Annotated in this window: 6 protein-coding genes; 2 read left to right on the top strand and 4 right to left on the bottom strand. The window is 51.3% G+C overall.

Annotation, left to right across the window (positions count from 1 at the left end; genetic code table 11):
- Positions 1-208: 208 nt before the first annotated feature.
- Positions 209-967, bottom strand: a complete 759-nt coding sequence (locus LC334_RS22780; RefSeq protein WP_085802024.1) for a nuclear transport factor 2 family protein — start codon at positions 965-967, stop codon at positions 209-211.
- A 327-nt stretch (positions 968-1,294) separates the two neighbouring features.
- Between LC334_RS22780 and LC334_RS22775 the strand changes: the two genes are divergently transcribed.
- Positions 1,295-1,630: a DnaJ family domain-containing protein gene (locus tag LC334_RS22775; protein WP_085802023.1), complete on the top strand. Its 336-nt coding sequence runs from the start codon at positions 1,295-1,297 to the stop codon at positions 1,628-1,630.
- Positions 1,631-1,893: 263 nt separating this feature from the next.
- Positions 1,894-3,204, top strand: a complete 1,311-nt coding sequence (gene murA, locus LC334_RS22770) for a UDP-N-acetylglucosamine 1-carboxyvinyltransferase (protein ID WP_085802021.1) — start codon at positions 1,894-1,896, stop codon at positions 3,202-3,204.
- Positions 3,205-3,268: 64 nt separating this feature from the next.
- On the opposite strand, the gene LC334_RS22765 is transcribed toward murA, so the two are convergent.
- The 3 genes from LC334_RS22765 to LC334_RS22755 form a co-directional block, all read right to left on the bottom strand.
- On the bottom strand, positions 3,269-3,772 hold the full coding sequence (locus LC334_RS22765) for a GNAT family N-acetyltransferase (protein WP_085802020.1): 504 nt from the start codon (positions 3,770-3,772) through the stop codon (positions 3,269-3,271).
- Positions 3,773-3,908: 136 nt separating this feature from the next.
- Positions 3,909-4,664, bottom strand: coding sequence for a class I SAM-dependent methyltransferase (locus LC334_RS22760; protein WP_085802019.1), 756 nt, complete (start codon positions 4,662-4,664; stop codon positions 3,909-3,911).
- Positions 4,665-4,780: 116 nt separating this feature from the next.
- Positions 4,781-5,989 carry an MFS transporter gene (locus LC334_RS22755; protein WP_085802018.1) on the bottom strand — a complete coding sequence of 403 codons (1,209 nt, stop codon included), beginning with the start codon at positions 5,987-5,989 and terminating at the stop codon, positions 4,781-4,783.
- Positions 5,990-6,137: the final 148 nt, after the last annotated feature.

The raw sequence follows: 6,137 nt of genomic DNA, 5'->3' as shown, positions 1-6,137 counted from the left end.
TAAACATGCGCCCACCAGTACCTGAAACCTTATTAGAGAAACCTCAAATCAGTGGTACGGAAACAGGGGGCTAGACAGGTTTCGGCCTCTTTCTTGTCTGCGTCGTTGTTAGCTTCGTAATTTGATAAATTCACTGCGCATGAGACACTTTGTAGCATGAGACTTGTTCTTTCTCTGTGTTCGAAATTCAGTGAGCGCTACCTTATCCTTAGAATTTCCCGTTTTCGTTTTTCCATTCGCTGCGAGGCGCGATTGCCTCAATCGTATCCCAATGCTCAACGATCTTGTTATCAGAGACACGGAATAAATCGTAGAAACTAGAATGGATACCGCCCCGGGACCCTTCACCCATACAAAGTACGAAATTCCCTTCAGCGAGCGCCTGATGAACCTTTTGGTATTGGATACGAAACGCGCCGTTTTCGGAGGCTTCGAGATATGAGCGGTATGCAGCGACTCCGTCGGCAAGGTCAGGATTGTGCTGAATCAACCCATCGTCGACATAAATATCAAGAAGCCCGATTTGCCGTCCAACCAGAACCCGTTCCGCAAATTCGCGCACCAAATCGCGATTGGCGTCGGTCTTATTGAGATCGGTAATCTCCGTCGCACCATCCAGCATGCCTCGACCTGAAGCGTTCGGACCCATCATGGGTTGAATGTTGTCCCAGTGCTCGACAGCTTTTCCGCCTTCAAACCGGAAAACTTCGAACGCGACCCTCAGGCTTGAGAAATCATACTCGTTATGCGCAAACGCGTAATCGCCATCCTCGAAAACACGTATGAAAGTGATACGCGGATTGGTCTTTGATAGTCGCGCGAACAGTGCCACGAGCCCGTCGCTGCCTTCATGCGTTTGGGGATTGTGTTGGATATATTTTGCCTCGTTAACGACATCCGCAGCGGCTGCATCCCCGGTTTCGATACCCTTGAGGAGTTTTTGGATCAGGTCCCTTTTTGACGCCACGCGATTTGACTCCGCTTGGTAAAACGTATGCGAATAAGCGGACCATCAGTTAGCAGGCATTCGACACGGAGTCATCGATTACGGAATTGGGTTAGTTTCGAGACGGCCCTTTGCGGACACTCGACATCTCCAGGATTCAACTACCAGCTTCCCGAAAGCCGCCGTTCGTTCGGGGCGCAGCATTTTGGATTCTTGAACTGCTGCACTGCGAGGTGAATTTGCGGCGACCGCTCCCTTGGCCACTTTATAAGCATCCTATCATCAAGTTTCCCATTCGAAGTTGCTTGCTTATGGCGATGCAACACCGTCAGTGCTAACAACCCAATTATGGCACAATCACTTGATCGCCTCGTCGAACGTCAAATCCAGAAAGCTCTCGCCGAGGGAAAACTGCGGGGACTGGAGGGTGAAGGCCTGCCGCTTCCCGACCGATCAGGCGAGGCGTATACTGATATGGCGACTGCCGTTGCTGTCCGCATCATGGCCGAGGCGGGGACATTGCCTGAGGAGTTCGAGATCAAGAAACTGCTGGACGCCGCAAAGAAGAATTACAGAGACGCAGAAAACTCCGAAGCGAAGCGTGTGGCAATGGCTTTAATCGCCGACTTACAGCAGCGTTATAACATCGCTGTCGAAGCTCGCCGGCGATTCATGTCGCCATAGTAGTGACGTCTTCACCGCGGGGTGCACATCGATCATTCATACACTCCGCAGCATCATGCATTTTGTGTACGGAGATTTCATTCGCTGTTATCGGACTTAGTGAGGAGGCAATCTGCCCTACCATTTCGTCCATCAGGAAAAATTGATTTTTTACTCCTCTCTTCAAATAGCGATGGATGCGGATCCCAATGTTATGTCTACTCATCTTGCCTCGGCTGTTATCACCGTTAAGCTCCCACCAAAAATGAAAAAAGGAAAGAGGCATGGCGGCACCCAGGGCAAGTGAGCGCATCGAATATATTGTGGAAGGAGGCCACCGGCTTTCCGGAAGCATAACTCCGTCAGGCAACAAGAATGCAGCCCTGCCGATTATCGCGGCAGCACTATTGAGCGAACATCCCATCAAGTTGTCCAATGTTCCAAGGATTCGGGATGTTGAGGCGTTGGTTGAACTCATTGCATCTGTTGGTGCTGAAACGGAATGGACCGGGGCAAATGAGCTCCGCATTCACGCACGGGACGTACGGCCAGCAGATCTTGATCCCGATCTGTGCGGCCGAATTCGTGCATCCATTCTGTTGGCCGGACCGATGCTGGCGCGTTGTGGCGAGGTCACCCTGCCTCCCCCAGGCGGTGATGTCATCGGTCGGCGCCGACTAGATACGCACTTCCTGGCATTGCAGCGGTTGGGCGCCGAGATATCGGTCAATGGTTCGTATTCGTTTCGCGCAAGCCAGCTGGTCGGTGCCGATGTTTTCATGGATGAACCCTCGGTCACCGCAACCGAAAATGCACTCAGCGCTGCGGTGGCAGCAAAAGGAGTTACGGTTCTGGGAAATTGCGCCTCTGAACCCCATGTTCAGGATCTGGCAGGTTTCCTGATTGCAATGGGCGCAGAGATCGAGGGCATTGGCACAAACTGCATGACGGTACATGGCGGTCGCGATCTGAAATCCGCGGAGCATAGGATTGGAACCGACTATGTTGAAGTTGGGTCGCTGATTGGTCTTGCCGCAGTTACCAATTCCGAATTGCGGATCACCAATGCCGGCGTTGAGCATCTTCGCTCCACTCTCATGGGTTTCGATAAACTTGGTGTGCGATGTCGTATTGAGGGCGACGATCTCATCGTGGCGCAAGGGCAGGAAAAGAAAGTGGTGCCCGATTTTGGTGGGCACGTCCCTAAGATCGAAGACCAGCCCTGGCCTGCCTTTCCCGCCGACACAATGTCGATCGCGATTGTGACGGCCACTCAATGCGAGGGCATGGTTCTGATGTTCGAGAAGATGTACGAGTCCCGAATGTTCTTCGTGGACAAGCTGATCGCAATGGGTGCCCGGATAGTCCTCTGTGATCCGCACCGCGCGGTTATTTCCGGCCCAACCATGTTGCGCGCGTCACGACTGGAAAGCCCAGACATACGGGCAGGTATGGCGATGTTGATCGCAGCAATGGGGGCCGAAGGCACGTCGATTATCAACAATGCCCAACAAATTGAACGCGGGTATGAGCGAATTGATGAGAGGCTCAATGCTTTGGGCGCCAAGATTTCCAGGACGCCCGCGCGCACCTAAAGAAGTCAAGATAACACTTCGCCAAACAAGCACCAAAGATACGATGCGATAATCAGTATCGTTTCTATTGGCCTAACGTTATGGATTGCGGGGAAAGGTCATATTCAAAGTCAACTTGCCGCGTGACCCGCCCAAACGCTTCCATGGGTTCGCCGACTTTGCCTTTGAAACCGGTCGCCGCATACAAGCCGCACGCGTCACGGTGCTGCTCAAATGTTGAAACGCGGATAGTTTCGAATTCCTTCTGACAAGCATGCTCGATTACCTGATTCAGCATCCGCTTTCCGACACCGTGTCCGCGATAAGCTTCGGTCAGAAAGAACAAGCGAACCCTGCCCGATACTTCGTCCTCGGGGCTGAAGAAAATACACCCCACACGGCATCCCTTATCATCAGCGATTATGAAATGGCTTCTGCCGTCCATCACCTGCTGCTCCAGATGATCAAGCGCGCTGATGATTACATCCTTAAAACTGCGATCAAACCCCTCAACATTTCTGTAGTGCCGTAGGTTTGCAGATATCACCCAGTCTCTGTCCTCAGTTCGATATTTTCGGAAATCTACCATACACGCCCTGAGATTGCAGAATTACAGTGTTTTCATCAAATCCAGACATTGACGGTGCTGCAAAGTATATTCGACAGGAGCCCGGAGTCGAATTGCGGGTACCGGATCATGACAGCCATCTGATTGAAATCGTCAGTCAAGTCTTTTGGAATATGAAGGAGTCGACGTTTAGACCAACACGCTCGCCTGAACCTAGAGTCTCAGCTTTAGCCCTGAGTAAGGAAAGGCCGGCTTCAAACTCACTATCTTCAAGTTGAGAAACGAAAGAATCCGCCCGTAATGCAATCTTCTCCGCGAATTTCTCCCAATTTGGAGATATCTCACTATACACTGTTTGATGCGCAGTCAGTACGAAACCTGCGGTTTTGAATTCATTGATCAACTCTAATCGCGAATAAAGTTGCTCCTGAATGATCGACCCTATGCTCGGGAAAATATCTAGATATGGGTACGAGGAAACTTCGTCTGCGACGGTGTTTCTGATGCAAACTCTTCCGTTGTCACGAAGGATTCTTGCGCATTCAATTGCTGTGCCCCTTAGACTGGTAAGATGGTGAAGAACCATCGATAAATATACCAGGTCTGTTGAACCGTCGTCTAAAGGTATGGCTTCGCCAGATGCATGTTCAAATGAGGTTTTGCCGGACGTGGACTTGCTACGCGCCTGATGTAACATCTTCTTGGATGGATCTACTCCAACGACAGTTGCCTCAAACGCCTCTGCAAGCACCGATGTGTACCGACCTGTCCCACATCCCAAATCAACTATGCTTGCGATATCCTCAGCGGGTATATTTTTGACAAAAAACTCTAGCTGTTTGAATTTCGAAGCAACGCTGATTTCGCGGCCTGCATCATAGCTATCAGGTACATTCGTTTTATCATAATCCATACCTGATACTTACAGCCTGACCTACCATTCCGTCCACGGTTCTTTGCGGACCTTGACGACCCGTTTCAAATGCTGCTTTGCGGCCTGCGGCCTTTCGTTCTAGGTGCAGCATTTGGCTACAAAAGCTCTGCCTCCTGATCTGGAACTGTCGGCAGGACAAAGATTGGAGGTACGGTAAATATGGTAATGAGAGCCATTGTGTAAATTGCAGTCTCGATCCCAAACTCATCAGCGATAAGGCCTAAGACGACAGGACCCGCGGCGGCTGCAAAAGTACCAGAGGCATAAAGCAGAGCATAGCCGCGTGCCATTCTACGGGGGTGGATCAAGTCTGCGGCGAATGCATAAGTAATCGATGTGGAACCCTGAGCGACGGCCCCGAGCGGTAGCAACAGCGAAAGCGCCAGCCAGTTCGGTGCAATGATTACGCAAATCAGGCCTAGTGCGGTTAATACTTGGATCAAGGTGAAAGCCGGTCGTACACCCATCCGATCAGCAAGATATCCGCATCCGGTTTTGCCAAAGACCCCACCAGCAAGAAGGATTACCGTGCCTCCGGTCGCGATAGACAGGGGTAGTCCTTTGGCTAGCAAAAGAAACGCCATGAACACCAAAACACTTGTCTGAACCAAGGTATCGATACAGGTCACAACCAATAGTGCGCCGAAAGAACGCCAATTTAGAATTCCCCAACCCGCCGCTGCTACCTGTTCACCATTGTTGCTTTCTGCGGCCTCTTCTTTGTTCCATTGCTGTCGGATTGGGCGCGAAACTGCGGTGATAGCAATTGCAGCAACAATTGCCATTACCCCATAGCCGAAACTGATTTCGTACCAAGCCAACCCGGCACCAGCTGCAAGGCTAAATCCGCCAGTGAAAACAAGCTTTCCCACATCGCCCGCAGCATTGTAGAGTCCAAGAGAACTTCCGCGTTTTTTTGTTGGGCAATTGTTAATGATGAGGGACGATGACGGTGCGTGATGAAGCGCCGTGCCAGTTCCGATAATCAACAAAAAGGTTGCGATTATTGGCGCACTGGTCGCGGCGGAAAGCAAAATATAGCCTGTGCCTGATAGTGCCAGTCCCACAACAATCAATCGAAGTTCTCCGATCTGTTCGGACAACCATCCCGAACACATCTCGAGCACAGCTTGAGAAACGCTCTTCAAGCCCTTAAGCAGACCAACCTGCGCATATGAAAATCCCAAAGCTTCAGCCAGTACCGGCAGCAGGACATAGATCGTCGCTATTAGGCCATCCTGCACAACATGCGTTGTGCAGCTGACAGAAAGGGCTGTTCGGCGACGTGAAACGGTGGTTTGCATGGGCAGCCCCTAGCACGCAATGACCGCAGTGTTCAAATGGGCTTGGAACTAACTTACATTGAGCAATAGAGGACGGCCCTTTGCCGACATTCGAGCGTTCAAAGATTCCGACCCTCCAAGCGCCCTGAAGCGGTCGTTTATGCGCCGC

This window comes from Roseovarius aestuarii, from assembly GCF_019966515.1.
GTDB classification, from domain to species: domain Bacteria; phylum Pseudomonadota; class Alphaproteobacteria; order Rhodobacterales; family Rhodobacteraceae; genus Roseovarius; species Roseovarius aestuarii.
Note: the sequence above shows the minus strand (reverse complement) of the source record. Positions and strands in the feature narration are given on the sequence as shown.

What these genes read in the sequence shown, in the direction of transcription:
- LC334_RS22755 (WP_085802018.1), bottom strand. Translation starts at nt 5,989, where the DNA reads ATGCAAACCACCGTTTCACGTCGCCGAACAGCCCTTTCTGTCAGCTGC.
- LC334_RS22760 (WP_085802019.1), bottom strand. Translation starts at nt 4,664, where the DNA reads ATGGATTATGATAAAACGAATGTACCTGATAGCTATGATGCAGGCCGC.
- LC334_RS22765 (WP_085802020.1), bottom strand. Translation starts at nt 3,772, where the DNA reads ATGGTAGATTTCCGAAAATATCGAACTGAGGACAGAGACTGGGTGATA.
- murA (WP_085802021.1), top strand. Translation starts at nt 1,894, where the DNA reads ATGGCGGCACCCAGGGCAAGTGAGCGCATCGAATATATTGTGGAAGGA.
- LC334_RS22775 (WP_085802023.1), top strand. Translation starts at nt 1,295, where the DNA reads ATGGCACAATCACTTGATCGCCTCGTCGAACGTCAAATCCAGAAAGCT.